This is a genomic window from Pseudoalteromonas sp. SIMBA_162 (assembly GCF_046535955.1).
Classification (GTDB): Bacteria; Pseudomonadota; Gammaproteobacteria; order Enterobacterales; family Alteromonadaceae; genus Pseudoalteromonas; species Pseudoalteromonas marina.
Map to the genome: position 1 here is coordinate 111,306 of NZ_JAWJBQ010000011.1, position 20,304 is coordinate 131,609.

General features: G+C 41.4%; 16 protein-coding genes. 12 read left to right on the forward strand and 4 right to left on the reverse strand.

Annotated features, from left to right (window positions below; all coding sequences use genetic code 11):
• Window positions 1–84 precede the first annotated feature (84 nt).
• The 12 genes from prlC to R0J88_RS10255 all read left to right on the forward strand — a co-directional run bounded on the left by prlC (window position 85) and on the right by R0J88_RS10255 (window position 12,278).
• Window positions 85–2,124, forward strand: coding sequence for an oligopeptidase A (prlC, locus tag R0J88_RS10200; protein ID WP_410899829.1), 2,040 nt, complete (start codon window positions 85–87; stop codon window positions 2,122–2,124).
• 137 nt (window positions 2,125–2,261) lie between these two features.
• On the forward strand, window positions 2,262–3,440 hold the full coding sequence (locus R0J88_RS10205) for a response regulator (RefSeq protein WP_410899830.1): 1,179 nt from the start codon (window positions 2,262–2,264) through the stop codon (window positions 3,438–3,440).
• Window positions 3,441–3,497: 57 nt separating this feature from the next.
• Window positions 3,498–4,253: a class I SAM-dependent methyltransferase gene (locus R0J88_RS10210; RefSeq protein ID WP_410899831.1), complete on the forward strand. Its 756-nt coding sequence runs from the start codon at window positions 3,498–3,500 to the stop codon at window positions 4,251–4,253.
• A gap of 103 nt (window positions 4,254–4,356) precedes the next feature.
• On the forward strand, window positions 4,357–5,082 hold the full coding sequence (gene trmJ / locus R0J88_RS10215) for a tRNA (cytosine(32)/uridine(32)-2'-O)-methyltransferase TrmJ (protein ID WP_058404652.1): 726 nt from the start codon (window positions 4,357–4,359) through the stop codon (window positions 5,080–5,082).
• 232 nt (window positions 5,083–5,314) lie between these two features.
• Window positions 5,315–5,806, forward strand: a complete 492-nt coding sequence (gene iscR / locus R0J88_RS10220) for a Fe-S cluster assembly transcriptional regulator IscR (protein WP_006791973.1) — start codon at window positions 5,315–5,317, stop codon at window positions 5,804–5,806.
• A 24-nt stretch (window positions 5,807–5,830) separates the two neighbouring features.
• Window positions 5,831–7,048 (forward strand): IscS subfamily cysteine desulfurase, encoded by a 1,218-nt coding sequence (locus R0J88_RS10225; RefSeq protein WP_006791974.1) that lies wholly within the window; start codon window positions 5,831–5,833, stop codon window positions 7,046–7,048.
• Between the two features lie 48 nt (window positions 7,049–7,096).
• On the forward strand, window positions 7,097–7,480 hold the full coding sequence (gene iscU, locus R0J88_RS10230; RefSeq protein WP_008131649.1) for a Fe-S cluster assembly scaffold IscU: 384 nt from the start codon (window positions 7,097–7,099) through the stop codon (window positions 7,478–7,480).
• Window positions 7,481–7,492: 12 nt separating this feature from the next.
• Window positions 7,493–7,816 carry an iron-sulfur cluster assembly protein IscA gene (gene iscA / locus R0J88_RS10235; protein ID WP_006791976.1) on the forward strand — a complete coding sequence of 108 codons (324 nt, stop codon included), beginning with the start codon at window positions 7,493–7,495 and terminating at the stop codon, window positions 7,814–7,816.
• A gap of 75 nt (window positions 7,817–7,891) precedes the next feature.
• A complete protein-coding gene (gene hscB / locus R0J88_RS10240) occupies window positions 7,892–8,419 on the forward strand; it encodes a co-chaperone HscB (RefSeq protein WP_008131647.1) in 528 nt (175 codons plus the stop codon).
• Window positions 8,420–8,460: 41 nt separating this feature from the next.
• Window positions 8,461–10,323, forward strand: coding sequence for a Fe-S protein assembly chaperone HscA (hscA, locus tag R0J88_RS10245; protein WP_410899832.1), 1,863 nt, complete (start codon window positions 8,461–8,463; stop codon window positions 10,321–10,323).
• An 11-nt stretch (window positions 10,324–10,334) separates the two neighbouring features.
• Window positions 10,335–10,673, forward strand: a complete 339-nt coding sequence (fdx, locus tag R0J88_RS10250; protein WP_248518696.1) for an ISC system 2Fe-2S type ferredoxin — start codon at window positions 10,335–10,337, stop codon at window positions 10,671–10,673.
• A gap of 177 nt (window positions 10,674–10,850) precedes the next feature.
• Window positions 10,851–12,278, forward strand: coding sequence for an NAD-dependent succinate-semialdehyde dehydrogenase (locus tag R0J88_RS10255; protein ID WP_410899833.1), 1,428 nt, complete (start codon window positions 10,851–10,853; stop codon window positions 12,276–12,278).
• Between the two features lie 271 nt (window positions 12,279–12,549).
• Here the strand turns inward: R0J88_RS10255 and R0J88_RS10260 are convergent, their stop codons facing one another.
• From R0J88_RS10260 to R0J88_RS10275, 4 genes are all read right to left on the reverse strand, one after another.
• The gene (locus R0J88_RS10260; RefSeq protein ID WP_410899834.1) at window positions 12,550–14,211 is read right to left on the reverse strand and encodes an HD-GYP domain-containing protein; all 1,662 of its coding nucleotides are present in this window, start codon (window positions 14,209–14,211) and stop codon (window positions 12,550–12,552) included.
• Window positions 14,183–16,408, reverse strand: coding sequence for a CHASE2 domain-containing protein (locus tag R0J88_RS10265; protein ID WP_410899835.1), 2,226 nt, complete (start codon window positions 16,406–16,408; stop codon window positions 14,183–14,185). The genes R0J88_RS10260 and R0J88_RS10265 overlap by 29 nt, the downstream gene beginning before the upstream one ends.
• Before the next feature lie 14 nt (window positions 16,409–16,422).
• Window positions 16,423–17,256 carry an MBL fold metallo-hydrolase gene (locus R0J88_RS10270; RefSeq protein ID WP_410899836.1) on the reverse strand — a complete coding sequence of 278 codons (834 nt, stop codon included), beginning with the start codon at window positions 17,254–17,256 and terminating at the stop codon, window positions 16,423–16,425.
• A partial coding sequence (locus tag R0J88_RS10275) for an Ig-like domain-containing protein (RefSeq protein WP_410899837.1) occupies window positions 17,257–20,304 on the reverse strand: 3,048 nt, incomplete at its 5' end.

Sequence of the window (20,304 nt, forward strand, 5' to 3'; positions counted from 1 at the left end):
TAGCTAGATTAATAAAAAGTATGTTGTTTTTTAACTTTTAGACCCAATCTAAAAATGAAATGCATTAACGCAAAGAGAGTATTTATGAGCAACCCACTAATTGGCCTTGAAGGCTTACCACCATTTTCTAAAATTAAGCCTGAATTTGTAGTACCGGCACTTAAAGACGGAATAGCAAATTGTCGAAAAGCCATCGATGACGTACTCGCGAAAAAGTCATACACGTGGGATGACTTAGTGTTACCACTTGAAGAGGCCGACGATAAACTATCGCGACTATTTTCGCCTGTTTCTCATTTAAATTCTGTTATGAATAACGACGAACTGCGTGAAGCATACGAGCAGTGTTTACCGCTTATTTCTGAGTACTCTACGTTTGTTGGTCAGCATCAAGGTTTATACGAAGCGTATAATGCTTTGTACAACAGTGACGAATTTAAAACGCTGACTACAGCACAACAAAAATCAATTACCAACGCGCTGCGCGATTTTAAATTGTCGGGCATTGCATTAGCGCCGAAGCAGCAAAAACGCTACGGTGAAATAAGCGCGCGTTTATCAGAGCTTGCTTCTAAGTTTGGTAACAATGTAATGGATGCGACTTTAGCGTGGCACAAGCACATTACTGATGAAGCCGATTTAGCCGGACTCCCCGAGTCTGCACTTGCGCTTGCTGCTGACACCGCCAAAAGTAAAGATCTAGACGGTTGGGTATTTACACTTGATTTCCCATCTTACTTGCCAATTATGACTTACGCTGATAACCGTGAACTTCGTAAAGAAACCTACACCGCATTTAGCACACGCGCATCGGATCAAGGCCCAAATGCGGGTGAGTTTGATAACTCAGACATAATGAAAGAAGCACTTGCACTTCGCCATGAACTTGCGCAGTTATTAGGGTTTAAAAGCTACGCTGAAAAATCATTAGCAACAAAAATGGCTGAAACACCAGAGCAAGTGTTTTCGTTCTTAGAAGACCTAGCGGCTAAATCAAAACCACAAGCAGAGCAAGAAGTGGCAGAGCTAAAAGCGTACGCTGAGCAAAAACATGGTATTTCTGAATTAGAAGCATGGGATTTTGGCTACTATGGCGAAAAACTAAAACAAGAAAAATACGCAATATCAGATGAAGTACTACGCCCATATTTCCCAGCAAATAAAGTATTAAGTGGCTTGTTTGAAACAGTTAACCGCTTATTTGGCATTAGCGTAAACGAAGTAACCGACTTTGATACGTACCATAAAGATGTACGCTTTTTTGAAATTGTTGATAGCAATAACACGCTACGAGGGCGTTTTTACTTAGATCTTTACGCACGCGATCGCAAACGCGGTGGCGCGTGGATGGACGATTGTATGGGTCGTAAGGTACGCGCTAATGGCGAGTTACAAACCCCTGTAGCTTATTTAGTATGTAACTTTAATAAAGCAGTAGGTGATAAACCGGCTTTGTTTACCCATAATGAAGTAACGACTTTATTCCATGAGTTTGGTCACGGTATTCACCATATGCTGACTCAAGTTGATGCTGCACCTGTAGCAGGTATTAATGGTGTAGCATGGGATGCCGTAGAGCTACCAAGTCAGTTTTTAGAAAATTGGTGTTACGAGGAAGAAGCGCTGAGTTTTATTTCGGGTCATTTTGAAACAGGCGAGCCACTACCAAAAGAACTACTTGATAAGTTATTAGCTGCTAAAAACTACAACTCAGGCATGCAAATGTTGCGTCAAATTGAGTTTTCGTTATTTGATTTTAAAATTCATAACGATTATGTCGCGGGCGAGCCGTGTCAAATTCAGGCAGTATTAAATGATGTGCGCAGTCGTACCTCGGTTGTTCAAGCTCCTGAGTTCAACCGTTTTCAGCACGGGTTTAGCCATATTTTTGCAGGTGGCTACAGTGCCGGTTATTACTCGTATAAATGGGCTGAAGTATTATCGGCCGATGCTTACTCTAAGTTTGAGGAGGAAGGAATTTTTAACCCACAAACAGGGCAAGCCTTCATGCAGCATATTTTAGAAAAGGGCGGCAGTGAAGAGCCTATGGAGTTATTTAAAAACTTTCGAGGCCGTGAGCCGCGCGTTGATGCGCTACTTCGCCATAGTGGCATAGCAGCTTAAAAATATGTCATTTATTAAATGTAACAAAAGCGCCTAAACGGCGCTTTTTTATTGTGTGTAGATAATAGGCTATAAACGTTAGTAATTTCAGCACGCCGTACTATGCTCTAAGCATACTCAGCTGAACGGATTTGTGTATGGAAAAGTTAGTACTTACCATTGATGACGATAAATTAACCCACCTTATTATTGAGGAATCTCTAGCGGGATTTTGTAAACTTATTCATGCTAAAGAGGGCGAGGAGGGGCTGAGGTTAATAAACGAACATAAACCCGATATTATCCTTCTCGACATAGAAATGCCGGGCAAGTCGGGTTATCAAGTCTGCCAAGAAATAAAACAAAATGCCGATACGAAAGATATTCCGGTTATGTTTCTCTCATCAAAAGAAGCGCTTATCGACCGAGTAAAAGGCTACAGCGTTGGTGCGTCTGACTACATAATGAAACCGTTTAATGCACAGGAGCTAATGGCGCGTATTAAAATACTTTATGCGTATCGTCAGCAGTGCGTCAAACTCGAAAGCGACATAAACAAAGCCAATAAAACGGCTGCAATGGCGATGACCGAGTCGGGAGATATGGGTCGAATTATGCGCTACGTTGGACAAAGTTATCATGCCAACAGCTTACAAACGTTGAGTGAGTTCTTCTTAGGGTTTTTTACTCCTCTTAATTTGGATGTAGTGGTTGTATTTTGGTATCAACAGAAAAGTGAATTTTATAGTTTACAAGGTGGTGTATGCCCACTAGTGCAGGAGTTATTGGCGCAACATAAAGATGCACAGCGGTTTGTTGATATAGGTAACAGCACTATTATTAATTACCCAAAACTATCGTTGCTGGTTAAAAATATGCCGGTCGATGACACCGAAAAGTATGGGCGTTATAAAGATTTGTTTCCTCATATTTTAGAGGTCACCAATGAAAAGGTCGTTACTATGGAAAGAAACGAAAAAAATTACCAGCAAGCTGAACAAATTAGCACGGCACTGGAAGATATAATAAGCCAGTTTAATGCTCAAAATATCACGCAAAGTACTGTAGCAGAGCAGTTTTGTACACAACTAGAGGCATTAAATACAGCTATTGAGCTTCAAAAAAATAATTTAAACCCTGCCGATATTGATTTATGTATATCGCAACTTGAACATACTATGCAGTTACTGGTGTCTGCCAATAGCGATTTAGCGTTTATTAAATATCAGTTTGAGCAGGTAACACAAAGCCGCCGTGAGTTTTTACAGAGTTTACGCCATAAAGTAGATGACATTGAGCCTGCAATTAACCAAGACCCTGACATAGAGCTATTTTAGTGCGCTTAAGCTCGCTGGTTGATATACTCTGGCGGTATTTTATCGTCGGAGTGTATTGTGGTTATTCAGTGTGCCTTTAAAGAGTGTCGCCCGTATTTAAATGAATTAGAAACGCGTTTTGGTTTAGTAAATTGGCAACAAAATAGCCAAGGTTTTAGCCTACACTATGACGATACAGGACTGAGTTTATTTAAAACTGATGAACCTAAATTAGGTGCCATTAACGTTGATTTTGTTACCGGGGCAGCCGCTCACAGGCGAAAATTTGGTGGCGGTAAAGGGCAAGCTATAGCCAAAGCGGTTGGCCTTAATAAAGGGGCAACGCCTGTGGTACTTGATGCAACCGCAGGTTTGGGGCGTGATGGCTTTGTATTGGCGTCACTCGGGTGCAAGGTTATTTTACATGAACGTCACCCTGTAGTTGCTGCACTGCTGGCTGATGGTTTAAATAGAGCTTACAGCGACACAGAAATTGGCTCTTGGATGAAAGACAATATGAGCCTAGTGTTTGGCTCAAGCCACACGTTACTTGCCCAATGTGAAAGCATGCCCGATGTGGTGTATTTAGATCCCATGTTTCCACACCGCGAAAAGTCAGCCTTAGTAAAAAAAGAAATGCGAGTGTTTCAAGAGTTAGTAGGTGCAGATACCGACGCCGATGATTTACTTGAATTTGCCTACCCACTTGCCAGCAAGCGAGTGGTGGTTAAGCGCCCTGATTACGCCCCGTTTTTAAATGACAAAACCCCCAGCATGCAAATTAAAACTAAAAAGAACCGTTTTGATGTGTATGTAAAAGCGGCCATGGTTTAAAGGCCCTTATTACGAGTGTTGATCGGGTTTAAGGATCTAGGATCTTAGTGTGCTTTTATGTTAGAATTCGCGCAATTTTTTGGCATTAGTAAGAAGCACAGCAATGATCTTAGACGATATTCGCGTTGTTTTAGTTAACACATCACACTCAGGTAATATAGGTTCGGCGGCTCGCGCCATGAAAACAATGGGTTTATCAAAACTCTATTTAGTTGACCCTGCTTGTGAAATTGACAGTCATGCAAGTGCGTTATCTGCAGGTGCTAGCGATGTGTTAGGTAATGCAGTAATTGTTGAAAAGCTTGAAGACGCCATTGCTGATTGTGCATTAACTATTGGTACAAGCGCACGTTCACGCACGCTTTCATGGCCGATGGTTGAGCCTCGCGAGTGTGGTGAAAAGCTGGTGGCTGAAGCCGAGAATGGCCCTGTGGCATTAGTGTTTGGTCGTGAAAACAGTGGCTTAACCAACGAAGAGCTACAGCTGTGTAATTACCATGTATGTATTCCAGCTAACCCAGAATATAGCTCGCTAAATCTTGCTATGGCTGTGCAAACTTTGTCTTACGAAACACGTATGGCATTTTTAAATAAGCAACCTAAGCAAGAAGCACAAGACGACACCGTTTACCCTAACTCAAAACAAACAGAGTTATTTTACGATCACCTAGAAGAAACACTTTATAACACAGGTTTTATTATCAAACAGCACCCAGGTATTGTGATGACAAAGCTTCGTCGTTTATTTAACCGTGCACGCCCAGAAGAGGCTGAAATGAACATTTTGCGCGGTATTCTTACCTCTATAAATAAATCGATTCCTAAGTAAGGTATAGCAATTAGTTATATAAACGGGTGTTTAAATAACTGGCTAATACTTGACTAAATTACTCAGGTAATTACAATGGATGCAATACTTGACCAAACAGGTCAGGTATTAAAAATTTGTTAACTACATTCATTTTAAGCGATATGTTTTTAAATCAAATTTTTATCAAGTGATAATACTTGACTAATTTACTCTGGTAATTAAAATTTGCACTCTTTGTGCAGGGGGCGTTATGAAATTAACATCAAAAGGCCGATATGCCGTTACAGCGATGCTTGATGTTGCGCTGCACACAGGTGTTGGTCCTGTCGCCCTTGCTGATATTTCACAAAGACAAGAAATTTCTTTGTCATACCTTGAACAATTATTTGCTCGGCTGCGTAAAAATGGCTTGGTAAGTTCGGTTCGAGGGCCTGGTGGCGGCTATTTACTAGGGCGAGAAGCCGGTGTTATTTCTGTTGGTGACATTATTACCGCAGTTGATGAATCGGTTGATGCAACACGTTGCCAAGGCGCCAACACTGGCTGCCAAAGCGGTATGCGCTGCTTAACCCATAATTTATGGTCAGACTTGAGCGCACGTATAGAAGAATTTTTGAACAGTATTACCCTTGCTGAATTGGTGGAAAAATCAGATGTGAAAGAAATTGCATCGCGCCAAGATAACAGTATCAATAACGCAATTAAGCAGTTGGAAAACATTCAAGTAAGCTGTCAACTTTAAGGTTGACCTGCAGCGGAGAGAGAAATGAAGTTACCGATTTATTTAGATTACGCAGCAACCACGCCTGTTGATGAGCGTGTTGCTAAAGAAATGATGCAATGCCTTACAATGGACGGTAAATTTGGTAACCCTGCATCACGTTCACACCGTTTTGGTTGGCAAGCTGAAGAAGCTGTTGACCAAGCACGTACAGATATTGCTGATTTAGTAAATGCAGACCCACGTGAAATTGTTTTCACTTCGGGTGCAACTGAATCAAATAACCTAGCTATTAAAGGTGCAGCACAGTTTTACAAAAAGAAAGGTAAGCACGTTATTACCGCTAAAACTGAGCACAAAGCAGTCATCGACACATGCCGTGAATTAGAACGTCAAGGTTTTGAAGTAACCTATATGGACGTTGAAGAAAATGGCTTGCTTGATCTGCAAAAGCTAGCAGACACAATGCGTGACGACACAGTTCTTGTCAGCATCATGCACGTGAATAACGAGCTAGGTGTAATTCAAGACATTGCAACGATTGGCGAAATGTGTCGTGAACGTAAAATCATGTTCCACGTAGATGCTGCGCAAAGTGCAGGTAAAGTACTTATTGACGTACAACAACTTAAAGTTGATTTTATGTCGTTCTCTGCGCACAAAGCATACGGCCCTAAAGGTGTAGGTGCGCTTTACGTTCGTCGTAAACCACGTGCTCGTTTAGAAGCGCAAATGCACGGTGGCGGTCATGAGCGTGGTATGCGTTCGGGTACACTTGCAACTCATCAGTTAGTGGGCATGGGTACTGCATTTAGAATCGCAAAAGAAGATTTTGAAAAAGATTTTGCACACATTAGCGCATTACGTAAACGCCTAATTGACGGCATTATGGCTGATATGGACGAAGTATATTTTAACGGCACACAAGACCAATCAGTACCGGGTATTGTAAACATCAGCTTTAACTTTGTTGAAGGTGAATCGTTACTTATGGCAGTAAAAGACATTGCGGTATCGTCAGGTTCAGCCTGTACATCTGCAAGCTTAGAGCCTTCTTATGTTTTACGTGCACTTGGCCGTAACGACGAATTAGCACACAGCTCAATTCGTTTCAGTATTGGTCGTTTTACTACCGAAGAAGAGATTGATTACACCGTTGAATTAATGAAAAACTCTATCGGTCGCCTACGTGAAATGTCTCCACTTTGGGAGATGCATCAAGAAGGTATTGATTTAGATTCAGTTGAATGGGCTCACCACTAATAATTAGTGGTGTAAGCACATACCCTAGCAGGTAATGAGGATAGAATTATGGCGTACAGTGATAAAGTAATCGACCACGTAGAAAACCCACGTAACGTAGGTGCTCTAGACAAAAACGATCCGTCAGTGGCAACGGGTATGGTAGGCGCACCAGCATGTGGTGACGTAATGAAATTGCAAATTAAAGTATCGTCTGAAGGCGTTATTGAAGATGCGAAATTCAAAACCTATGGTTGTGGTAGCGCAATTGCTTCTTCTTCACTTGTAACAGAGTGGGTTAAGGGTAAAACACTTGATGAAGCAGCAACCATCAAAAACACTGATATCAGTGCTGAGCTAGAATTACCACCAGTGAAAATTCACTGTTCAATTTTAGCCGAAGATGCAATTCAAGCAGCAATTGCAGACTACAAAAGCAAACAAGCGAAGTAAGAAGAGAAACTCATGGCAGTGACATTGACAGATGCGGCAGCAAACCGCGTACAATCATTTTTAGCAAACCGCGGCAAAGGGTTAGGTCTGCGCGTTGGCATTAAAACGACGGGCTGTTCAGGTCTTGCTTATGTACTTGAGTTTGTTGACGAGTTAAACGAAGACGATGAAACCTTTGCGGCTAAAGGCGTTACTTTAATAGTTGACGCAAAAAGCTTAGTTTACATCGATGGCACAGAGCTCGACTACACTAAAGAAGGCTTAAATGAAGGGTTTAAATTTAATAACCCTAACCAAGCTGACGAGTGTGGTTGTGGCGAAAGCTTTACCGTTTAATTGCTACGTGTAATTGTATTTTGAAGCCCTGCAACTGTAGGGCTTTGTTATTTCTGAATATTACTGGTTGAAGCTATGCGTTACTTTGAATTATTTGCAGTGCCCGTTGATTATAATATTGATTTAGCAACGATTAATAAAAATTACCTAGAATTGCAGCGTGCTGTACATCCCGACCGCCATGCCAATGCAAGCAGCCGTGATAAGTTAATGTCGGTGCAAAGCGCAGCTGAAATTAACGATGCCTTGCAAACACTTAAGCACCCAGTTAAACGTGCTGAGTATATGTTAAGCGAACTGGGAGTTGATATTCGCGCTGAGCAACAAACACTGCAAGATCCATTATTTTTAATGCAACAAATGGAATTGCGCGAAGAGCTTGAAGAGCTTGCATCAGCGAGTGACCCGGATGCGGCCATTGCTAATTTTGAAAAACAAATAAAACAACTTAACGAGCAATACAGTGCACAACTTGCAGAACAGTTAGCAAGCAGCAACGAGCAACAGTACCAACTAGCTGCCGATAATATTCGTAAACTGAAGTTTGTTTATAAATTACGTGACGAACTAGAACGCATTGAAGACAGTTTATTTGACGATTAATTACTTGCTGTAAAGCGAGCAAAACGAGTTTAAAGAGCATTATGGCATTATTGCAAATTGCTGAGCCGGGGCAAAGCGCGGCACCACACGAACATAAACTAGCCATAGGTATTGACCTTGGTACTACTAATTCATTAGTTGCTACCGTACAAAGTGGCGAAGCGCGCACTTTAACAGATGAGTTAGGTGCGGCAATGTTGCCGTCGGTTGTTCGTTATCAAGCCGGTGGTATTACTGTGGGTAGCGATGCGGCTCAAGCTGCAACACAAGACCCCGCAAATACACTTATTTCGGTAAAGCGTTTTTTAGGTAAAACACAGGCTGAAATAGAGCAAAGCTACGGCCAATTACCGTATGAGTTTTGTGAAGATAATGGCTCGCTTGCCATTCAAACAGAGGCTGGAAAAGTCAGCCCAGTTAAAGCGTCAAGCCACATATTAGCCGCGTTGAAAGCGCGTGCAGAACAAAGTTTTGGTAATCAAGAAATTTTAGGCGCTGTTATTACCGTTCCTGCGTATTTCGATGATGCTCAGCGTCAAAGTACTAAAGATGCAGCAGAGCTTGCTGGCATTAATGTATTACGCTTGTTAAACGAGCCAACAGCGGCGGCTGTTGCCTATGGTTTAGATTCGGGCCAAGAAGGGATCATTGCCGTTTACGACTTAGGCGGTGGTACATTTGATATTTCTATTCTTCGTTTACACCAAGGTGTGTTTGAAGTAATGGCAACTGGCGGCGACTCAAGCTTAGGTGGTGACGATTTTGATTCACTACTCGTTGACTACTTTAAGCAGCAAACCGGTGTGTCAGCGTTATCACCTTCGGTTTTACGTTTATTTATTAACAAAGCCAAAGCCTGTAAAGAAGCGTTAAGCCAATACGCAAAAGTAAATGTAGGGCTTGAGTTTGACGGGCAAAACCACACGGTAGAAGTAACGCGCGAAACATTTGACGAAATGGCTATGCCACTGGTTAAAAAAACACTGCGTTCGTGTCGCCGAGCTGTTAAAGATGCTGGCATTGAAAACGAAGAAGTTTTACAAGTTATTATGGTCGGCGGTTCAACGCGTATGCCACTGGTACGCAGCCAAGTACATAGCTTTTTTGATAAAGAACCGCTAACCTCAATCGACCCTGACCGCGTTGTGGCATTGGGGGCAGCACTGCAAGCAGACGTGCTCATTGGCAATAAGCCAGACTCAGACATGTTATTACTTGATGTACTGCCACTGTCGCTTGGACTCGAAACCATGGGCGGTTTGGTTGAAAAAATTATTCCGCGTAACACCACTATTCCGGTAGCGCGTGCTCAAGAATTTACGACGTTTAAAGATGGCCAAACGGCGATGTCTTTGCATGTATTACAAGGTGAGCGTGAGCTAGTTGACGATTGTCGTTCACTTGCTAAGTTTAGCTTAAAAGGTATTCCACCAATGGCAGCTGGCGCTGCGCATATTCGGGTTACCTTTAAAGTAGATGCTGATGGTTTATTAAGTGTTTCAGCGATGGAAAAATCAACGGGTGTGCAAGCCGAAATTCAGGTTAAACCTTCGTTCGGTTTATCTGACGACCAAGTGGCTAACATGCTAAAAGAGTCGATGAGCAACGCAAAAGACGACATGCAAGCACGTATGCTTAAAGAGCAACAAGTTGAGGCTCTTCGTGTTATTGAGGCACTAAATGCTTCATTAGATGCTGATGGCGCGTTACTTGATGACGCTCAGCTTACAAATTTAAGAGCTGAAATTGCAGAGCTGGTAAAAGTGCGCGAAAATGCTCAACAACCTAGCGAAATAAAAGCGGCTATCGAAAAAGTAGATAACGCCAGTAGTGAATTTGCATCGCGCAGAATGGATGCATCAATTAAAAAAGCCCTAACGGGTCAGTCAGTAGACAACATTTAAGAGAGATTAGAATGCCACAAATTGTTTTTCTTCCACATCCTGAATTGTGTCCTGACGGCGCTGCAATTGAAGCACCTGAGGGGCAAACTGTGCTCGACGCGGCGCTTAAAAATGGCATAAGCATTCCACACGCATGTGAAAAGTCGTGTGCGTGTACTACGTGTCATTTAGTTATTCGTGAAGGGTTTGATTCACTTGATGAAAGTGACGATCTAGAAGACGACATGCTAGACAAAGCGTGGGGCTTAGAGCCTGAGTCGCGCCTTGGTTGCCAAGCAATAATTAAAGATGAAGACTTAGTGGTTGAAATACCTAAGTACAATCTCAATATCGTTAATGAAGAGCACTAGTTTTTAATTAACGACTATTATATTAAAAGCCGCTGTTTAATACAGCGGCTTTTTTGTTTGTAAATTGTAGGCGTGACGAGTAAAGCGTGTAAGTTATTTTGTAGACGTAAAGAGTTAGCCTTGGCTCTATGCCACGCATTAAAAGCTAACCCCTAAAATATTTTTCGGAGGTGTACTTTGAGTAATCTAATTTTTTGTGACTCGTTTATTGATGGTGAATTTTATAAAACCAATGAACACTTTAGCGTTAACGATCCCGCTACCCAACAAAGTATTATTGAAGTAAGTGATATAGACGAGCAAGGCGTTAATAGCGCCATAACTGCCGCACAGGGCGCTTTTGTAAAATTAAAAAACACTAACGCCACTGAGCGTAGTGAAACGCTAATGCGCTGGTATGAGCTTGTGATCAAGCACAAACAAACATTAGCTGAGCTAATGACCAAAGAGCAAGGTAAGCCACTTAAAGAATCGCTGGGCGAAATAGATTACGGTGCAGGCTTTATAAAATGGTTTGCAGAAGAAGCTAAGCGAAGTTATGGCGATGTGATCCCACCTACCGACAATAACCACCGTTTAACCAGTTTTAAGCAGCCTGTAGGCGTTGTAGCAGGTATTACTCCTTGGAACTTCCCGGTTGCAATGGTGACGCGTAAAGTGGCGCCTGCTTACGCTGCAGGCTGTAGTTTTATATTAAAGCCTTCTGAGCATACGCCGCTATGCGCGATTGCATTAGCATACCTAGCCGACCAAGCTGGCTTTGTTAAAGGGGCATTTAACGTACTTGTATCGCAAGACGCTAAAACAGTGGGAAAGATGCTCACTGACTCACATATTGTTCGCAAGTTTACTTTTACTGGCTCTACAGGTGTTGGTAGCCAATTACTTAAGCAATGTGCCGACACGGTTAAGCGTACCTCAATGGAATTAGGCGGCAATGCGCCGTTTATCATTTTTGATAATGCGGATCTCGATGATGCGATTGATGGGCTTATGGCGGCTAAATTTAGAAACAGTGGCCAAGCATGTGTAGCCGCAAACCGCATTTTTATTCAGCGCAGTATTTTAGATGAAGTGCTGAGTAAAATTACGCCTAAAGTAGCCGCATTAAAAGTAGCCAATGGGTTTGAAGAGGACGTAGATATTGGCCCGCTAATTTATCCAAAAGCGAAAGAGAAAGTGCAGCAGCTTGTGCAAGATGCACTTGATAAAGGCGCAGACCTAATAGGGGATAACAGCAGCTTAGGCGGCAGCTTTCAAAACCCGCTCATTGTTACTAACGTAACGACTGAAATGGATATATACCACGAAGAAGTATTTGGCCCTGTATTAACGGTCATCCCTTTTGATGAAGAAGCAGAAGTGCTTTCGCTTGCTAATGATGTGCCCTATGGTTTAGCCGCTTATTTTTATAGCCAAGATTTAAAACAAGTTTACCGCATTAGCGAAGGGCTTGAGTTTGGCATGATAGGCCTAAATGAAGGGGTTATATCAAACCCCGTTGCTCCGTTTGGTGGGGTAAAACAATCTGGCTTAGGGCGAGAGGGTGGGCACCAAGGACTAAATGAATACCTAGAAGAAAAGTACGTATGTATCAAAATTTAATAGCAATCCGCAATTTTACGCTTGAGGTTTTTGGGCTGTGTTTCGGTAACGTTTGTTTATTACAATAATATGGCGAAATCATGAACTTTTCTTTTTGCTATTGATACAGCAAGGACTAAGTGCTACCTTTGCCACATATTTTTTGTTAATAAAACAACACTAAAAACCAAATAAAAAGTAAAAGGATTTCTATAAGTAGAAATAACCCCGTGTGTAAATGCCACCGTAAGGTGGCATTTTTTTGTTCAGCGTCGTTAATTTTAGTAGGGCATTAACGGATTGGTTTATATCCAGGTAGGTTATTAAGGTCTACGTCATCAAGCTGTTCTGGATTTGCGTATTCACTAATATAATTTTTGTACACGCCGGATTCGATAAAAACAGCGAAAATATCAGGGTCTAAGTGGTTTTTTTCGACCATAGTACCTAGTATAAATAAACACTCACTTACCGGCTTTGCCTTTTTGTAAGGCCTATCTACCGCTGAAAGTGCTTCAAATATATCGGTAATTGCCATTAACCGAGCAGGTATCGACATTTGCTCTTTGGTGAGACCCCTTGGGTAACCTGTACCATCGAGTTTTTCATGATGGCCTAATGCATACTCAGACACTTTACTTAAGTGTTTAGGGAACGGCAGGGCATCTAAAATATTTTTCGTGACATCCATATGACGCTTCATGACATCATGCTCGCCACCGGTGAGCGTTCCTCTTCGTATTGACAGGTTTTCAACTTCATCATCATTGAGCAGTGGTGTGCGTATATCGTTGATCACTAAATGATAGTGTTGTGCAATGCGTTCTATTTGGGCAAGTTCTTTATCGCCTAAAAATTCCCCACCCACATTAATGCGTTGTAATAAGGCACGGTCCAGTGCAACCTGCTTAAGCTCGGTATCGAGCAGTCGTTCGAGTTGCTGCACCTCTACAGGCTTACCATTTTGCATTGCTGAGATTATTTGTTCTTGGTAGTTAATTTTTAAATCTCGGCTAACGATCTCAAATTTGGCGTCTATGAAGCTGATACGATCAAAAATGGTTTCTAATTTAGTCGCCTTTTCCATAATGTGATCGGGGGTGGCGATTTTTCCGCAGTCATGTAACCAGCCAGCTATATCTAATTGATGACGGTCTGAGTCGCTCATAGAAAATGACGCTAATGGGCCCTTGCTTATTGCATTTACCGCATCGGCCAGCATTAACGTTAAGGCTGGTACACGCTTACAGTGTCCGCCGGTATGGGGAGACTTTTCATCGATAGCCATTGCAATGGTTTCAGCAAAAGTAGAAAACAACTCTTCCATTTCTTTAATCAGTGATGAGTTAGTTAATGCAATAGCCCCTAATGAAGCAAACGAGCGTATTAGCGTGACGAGCTCTTCACTAAAGGGAATAATATTATTGTTGCTATCTTTTACGTTTATAAGCTGTATCACACCTAAAATATCATCTTGGTGATCTTTTAAAGGAATAGTTAGCATTGATTGCGTGCGATAACCCGTGCGGGCATCCATTTCACGCGCAGCGCTCATGTCAAAAGGCAGTGCAGCGTAAACATCAGGAATATTAATTACTTTGCCTGAATTAACAGCATGTGCAACGATTGCTCGTTGGTTTGGTTTACCATCGATATACAAGTCAATATTGGGAAAGCTAACAAAACGATCTGAACCACCCCCCAAGTATAAGTTAAGTGATTTATTGATCACTGTTTCAAACTTAAGCTGATCATCTTCTGTAATCGAATAAATACTGCCTGCATCTGAGTTAGCGATAGACATAACAACTTGTAAAATTTCGTCTAACAGCAGTTGTGGCTCTTTTTCGGTAGTAAGGCGAATACTAATATCGATAAAGTGCTGAAGGTTTGTTCTGTCTTTAATGTGCTGAGGCATATTTTTGCTACTTTTTTGTATGTACGAAGGCACCATTCCAATCCTTAGCGAGTGTTTGTATATCTGTACTTTGTATTCGTTCTATGTAAACACGGTAAACGCCTGCGTTTAATACAGCGTTATTTTCTAATTGCTCAAATAAGCTAAGCGCATTTTCCCATTCTTTGTTATGGAAAAGCGTGATGGCTTTAAGCGAGTTATCTATTTCTTTAAGCTGTATTTTATTGAGCTTATTCGTATAATTTATGGGTTCATATAGTGCAATTGAGGTTTTTTTTCCAACCACCTGTACTTTATCTATGAGCCTAAAAGTAATTGCTGAGCAAGCTTGCATTGTTTCTTCAGTGACCAGAATAGCGACACCGTAAAATTTGGTCAAGCTTTCGACTCTAGCACCTAAGTTAACCGCATCACCCAAAACTGTATAGGCTTTACGATATATTGAACCCATGTCTCCTACATTCATATCGCCAGAGCTTAAGCCTACTCCAATACTAATTGCAGGAAGGTTTTGCTGTGCAAACACGGCGTTTATTTCTATTAGGCCTTCATTCATTGCTAAAGCCGCTTCTACGCCGTGTTGGGCGTGGTCTTTATCTATTAACGGGGCATTCCAAAATGCCATGACCATATCGCCAACGTATTTGTCGATTGTGCCATTATTATCAAATATTATTTTAGTAATAGAGCTTAAGTATTGGTTTAAATACTCACTTAATTGATGAGCCGACATGCTCTCAGACAGTGACGTAAAACCTCTTATATCGGCAAATAAAACAGTCATGTTTCTGCGTTCGCTTGTTTTAGCTAGGTTACCGCCTTGCTCTATAAGCTGGTTGATACGTTCTGGTGGTACATATTGGTCAAACATCGTTTTTATTTTTTTGCTGTGTTTCATTTCAGCAATAGAACCAACAATAATGTAATAGCTAGCCAGAAGAGTGGTGAGTAATAAGGTCATGAATAAAGGAATGCTCACCTTTTGTGCTGACCACAAATAAAAATTTATAGCGACGACAACACCAGCAACAATAATTGAGAGTGCCAAAATAAAACGTGCGGTTTTGCCAATACTAAAAAACGACAGCACAAGGCCAGTAATAATAATAATGATAAAACTGGCGCCAAGTGACCAACTCGGTTTTGAAGGAAGTAGTTGTGGGTTCATGAGTCCTTCAAATATATTGGCATGAACTTCAACTCCCGGGTATTGTAAGCCCACAGGTGTGGATCGTAAGTCAGCCAACCCCACAGCAGAGGTGCCAATAAAGGCGACGCTTCCTTCAAGCTCTTTCAAGCCAACTCGTTGGGTTAGCACATCGGTTGCTGAGTAATATGGAAAGCTTCGAGCGCCGCCTTTATAAGGAATAAGTACTTGTCCGTATTCATCGGTTTGGATCCATTTATTGTGAAACTTAATGCCTTCAAATAGGGTTATACCATTTGATGTCGTTGAGCGTGTTTCTATTGTGTTGGCTAATGTGTACAAACGGGCGGCCTCAAGGGCCAACGAAGGGTAAAGGGTATCACCTACACGATTAATCAATGCTGCTTTTCGTATAAAGCCATCTTCATCACTATGTGCATTAATAAAACCTTGGCCTGATGCGGCATTTTGTAACTGAGGGATATTAATAATAGCACCCGGGTAGTCATTAATTTGCGAGTTGATGTGATCATCTTTTCGCCAAACCACGCTACTTTTAGATGGCGCTTTATGCTCACTTAATTTGTCGTTAATTAATAAAAACCCTAAGGTAATATCATTTTTTGCCAGCGCTTTAGCCAATTTTGTATCGGCATCTACTTGTTGTTTTATTGTCGAAAGGGGGGTCGAATACTTTGCCGAAAAGTCAGGAAGTTCAGTCATGATTTTAGTGACAGGGTTTACTTCAGGCTCCGAAAAAAATATATCGAAGGCGATAACAATAACACCAGCGTCAGTCAATTTAGTTACTAGCTTCGCTACTTTAGAGCGACTCCAAGGGAAGCGCCCCTGTTCTTGCATGCTTTTTTCATCAATATCGATGATCACTACAGATTCATTTACTTTTCTTGGTGTCTCTGCAAGGGTTAGTTGTAAGCGTGAATCGTAAATAATCCCTTCAACTCGGTTTAAAAGTTTAGCTACAGCGCCTGTGGAAAAAAATTCAATAGATGCTATGAGTAATGTGATCAATACACCAATATAAAAATGCTTTGATGTTATTTTTTTTAATAGGTTAATAGTCAAAACTCCTAGCGCATTTAAAATTCAAAAACGCGCCCCTCTTTACCACATTCAATACGCACATCCTTGCCGTAGCTTGTTTGTAAATAACGTTCTATTTCGGTAAGTTGCTCATCGGTTCTTGATGGATCGTGACTGATTATCACCATGTTTTTGACTTTCGCTTTTATTGCAAGTTGAGCAACTTGGTCAATAGTGCTGTGGCCCCAGCCATGTTTTAATGGTAAGTCAGCATCAATAAGTTGAGCGTCATGTATAAGTAAATCGGCCCCTTCTATAAATGCTGCCCACTCGCTAATACTGGTTTTAGTTTGCTGAGGTGGGTTAAGCTCGTTGTCGGTCACATATGCCATCTTCGCGCCATCAGCAAATAAGCAATAAGCAGTTCCGCCACCAGGGTGATTTAGCGGTGCGGTGGAGATAGAAAAACCATTAAGGTTAAATTGCGTTTGCGCCGAAAGCTCAGTATTGAGCGTAATGTTTGACGGTAAATCTTGATGGCGTACAGGGAAATAAGAGCCACTCATTTGTTCTACAATAGCGTGTTGAGTGTTTTTATCATCAACATCACCCGCAACAATTGTTATATCGCGATTTGCTTGATAAATAGGTTTAAAAAAAGGAAAGCCCTGAATATGATCCCAATGATTGTGAGTGAGCAAAATATAAATGGGGCTTTGCTGCTCGAGTAAATAATCTCCAAGTTTTGCTATTCCAGTGCCCGAGTCTAATATCAGTGCACTGCCATTATTTTTTGTCACATAAGTACACGATGTATTCCCACCATATAGGTGGGTATCGCTACCGGGTGTAGGCATTGAGCCTCTTACCCCAAATAATTCGACTTTCATTTATGGCTCAACTCCATCCGGATAAAAATCAAACTTAGATACACTGATATTATTTGAGTTACCATTATCGCAAGTGCTACTTAAGGCTATTTGCGTGTCAGTTTGTAGAATCAACGAGGAAAATACGAGTGAATTTGTACACAGGTTAGCTTGGTAATAACCAACTCCACTAGTACCAAATGTGTTATCAAGCTCACCATTTGTAGTAATTCGTGCAATTACGCCCTGGTTGTTACTGGTACCGACTAATATAAGTTTATCAGTGCTATCTAGCTTGGCACCTTTAATTAAAGTATTGCCGGTTACAGCTAAACTATATTGGCCAACGCCATTGTCAGCAAAGCTTATATCTAATGAGCCTGACGAAAGCAGGCGCACAACATTCGCTTTATCAGGTGTAGCGACTAAATTTGCAACTAAATAGATTGCGCCAGATGAGTCGGTTAGTACACTGGCTACTTTATTGTTGATGTTAGGCGTATCGGTACCTGAATATCTAAACAACTCATTGCCGGTTAAGTTAAGTTTGAGCGCAATTAATGCTGAATCAGCACCTGTTACTAATTCACCAGCAATAAAAATCTCATTGTTATCAATGTGAATTTTAGAAAAATCCTCACCCGTTAACCCTAATAAAACGCCTTCAGTGCCAAAGCTTGTAGCAAGTACCCCTTGCGCTGTAAGCATCATTGCAAATGACTGTGCGTTTGCAGATTGCGTTGCAGTGCCCACTGCAACAATATTGTTACTATTGGTTATTGCTATATCTGATAATGTAAGCGCCTCGGTATTTTCAATGTTGGTTACATAGATGCCATCGGTTGCAAATGTTGTGTCGAGGGAGCCGTCTTGGTCCACTTTGGCTACAAAACCTTGCGAGCCATTGGTGGTTTTTTTAGTACCAGCAAGTAATAAGTTGCCATTGTTTAATTCAGCTAACGCAACGTGTTGCGAGTTTAACTCTATGGCAATTTCTTTGTGGCCCGTTTTACTAAAGCTTGTATCTATTGCGCCTGTGCTGGTAAAACGGGTTAATACTAATTTTATTACACCGTTTGTTTCGGCTGTTGAGGCAAGCATATATTTACCTGCTTGAGCGCCATTACTAAGTTGTATCAATTTCATTGATTTATCGTTTGACGCTTCGCTTATTTCATCAACTGTTAAATAACCTGTGCTATTGAAATTAGTAAATAATGCGGCTTGATCGGTTATCGCTCCAATAAATGGTTTAGCGTTGGTGTCGTCATCAATGCCGGCTACCCATAAAGTATCGTTAGAGTCGATAGACGTTGTGTTTACAGTTTGTTTAGCATCTATACCTGAAAGAATACTGACTCCAGACTCACCGTACGTATCATCAAGTAAACCAGTTGAGCTAATTACGCGAGCTGTAAATACGTGTTCTGCAATAGGAATACCCGTTGTGCCCGAGAGCATTATTTCATTTTTAATTGGCTCGTATTGAATACCCGTTACTTGAGCGCCGCCATTTATGACCCCGTTACTGGTGCCTCCACTTTCACCATCAATGTCATAAATTGCTATTCCGTCGGTATCAAAACTGGTCACTAGCTCGCCATTTTTATCAATGGCTAACATAACAGCTTCTTTTTCACCTGTTTGCCGTGTCATATAGCCACCCGCAAAAGCTATAAAATTAGAATCTGCTAAACCACCAATCGCAAATAACTCATCGTCTTTGTTGCTATCTGGTTGGCCTAAGTCGCTTGATAAGTTAATGATAAGTGGAACGCCACTATTAAAATTACCATCGTTATCTCCATTTGCTTTTAAATAGCGAAGAAGTGAGTTTTTAGTATCATCAGCATCGGTCATGCTGCCCACAACTAAATAGTCTGAGTTTTCAAAGTTTTTAACTGCGTAGCCTTCATCATCGCGATCAGCACCACTTACATCAACGATAGCGGGTGTGGAGTTTTCAAATGACAAGTCGTCGGTTTTATAATGTATCCATAGGCTATCGGTTTGAGTACCATCAAAGTGCTTGCCTACAGCCACTAATTCACTACCATTAACTTCAAGGTCATTAATAACGCTGGTACTGTTTAGCGTTGTACACTTTATACCCGTGTTACTTTCCCCGTCGTCTGAGCCAGTTCTTAATGCCCCTGCAAGATCCATCTTAAGTACGCACGCTTCGTTATTACTGCCATCAAAACTAGAGTAGGCAATAAACAAATCGGTGCCGTCGGAAATAATGGCAGTGGCTTCTTCATCTTGCTCTAAATCAAGTACTTTAGTGCCTGTGGTATTAAACGCGGTATTTACATCACCATTATTTGTGTACGAAACAATAAGAATGTCTTTGTCTGCATTATTGGTAAAGCCCACAAAATATAAGTTGTTGTTAAGCGCTATGCTGTCGTTAAATTGCCCACCTGAAAATACGCTGCCTAGATCAAGCTGCCCCGTAATAGGGCGACCAAATGATGTATCTTCAACAGGGATTAGTGGCTCGACAACATCAATTATATTAACCGTTATATTAACCGCAGTCGTTTCATTAGGTGTGCCGTTATCTGTTACTTGAATATTTAATATGTATTGAGTTTTGGTTTCATAGTCAAAAGGGGTTTCGCCATTCACACTTAAAATACCAGATGATGCATTTAAGCTAAATAAAGCAAAATCACCGCTGGCTAATACGTAAGTTAAATCTTGGTTTTCATTATCAGTTGCAACAATGGTTCCTATAATGTCGGAATCTGTCGCGTCCTCATTAATGCTAAAGCTTTGTTCAGCAACTATGGGCGCATCATTGATTGGGTTGATGGTAATGGCCAATGTACTGTTAGCCGTTCCACCGTTATTATCACTTGCCGTGTAAGTTACCGTTGCAACACCGTTTGCATTAGCAGCAGGCGTGTATTGAATTTGGTTATTTACAACACTTACAGCACCCACATCGGCAGTGGCGTTACTGATTACTAAGCTATCGCCATCCACGTCTGAATCGTTAGCCAGTGCATCAATAGTAATAGGTGCCGCATCTTCATCCATGGTTGCGGTATCGGCAGTGGCAAC

Coding starts and splice junctions, on each gene's coding strand:
- R0J88_RS10205 (WP_410899830.1), top strand. CDS start 2,262: ATGGAAAAGTTAGTACTTACCATTGATGACGATAAATTAACCCACCTT.
- trmJ (WP_058404652.1), top strand. CDS start 4,357: ATGATCTTAGACGATATTCGCGTTGTTTTAGTTAACACATCACACTCA.
- iscR (WP_006791973.1), top strand. CDS start 5,315: ATGAAATTAACATCAAAAGGCCGATATGCCGTTACAGCGATGCTTGAT.
- prlC (WP_410899829.1), top strand. CDS start 85: ATGAGCAACCCACTAATTGGCCTTGAAGGCTTACCACCATTTTCTAAA.
- R0J88_RS10270 (WP_410899836.1), bottom strand. CDS start 17,256: ATGAAAGTCGAATTATTTGGGGTAAGAGGCTCAATGCCTACACCCGGT.
- fdx (WP_248518696.1), top strand. CDS start 10,335: ATGCCACAAATTGTTTTTCTTCCACATCCTGAATTGTGTCCTGACGGC.
- iscU (WP_008131649.1), top strand. CDS start 7,097: ATGGCGTACAGTGATAAAGTAATCGACCACGTAGAAAACCCACGTAAC.
- R0J88_RS10225 (WP_006791974.1), top strand. CDS start 5,831: ATGAAGTTACCGATTTATTTAGATTACGCAGCAACCACGCCTGTTGAT.
- hscA (WP_410899832.1), top strand. CDS start 8,461: ATGGCATTATTGCAAATTGCTGAGCCGGGGCAAAGCGCGGCACCACAC.
- iscA (WP_006791976.1), top strand. CDS start 7,493: ATGGCAGTGACATTGACAGATGCGGCAGCAAACCGCGTACAATCATTT.
- R0J88_RS10260 (WP_410899834.1), bottom strand. CDS start 14,211: ATGGTGCCTTCGTACATACAAAAAAGTAGCAAAAATATGCCTCAGCAC.
- hscB (WP_008131647.1), top strand. CDS start 7,892: ATGCGTTACTTTGAATTATTTGCAGTGCCCGTTGATTATAATATTGAT.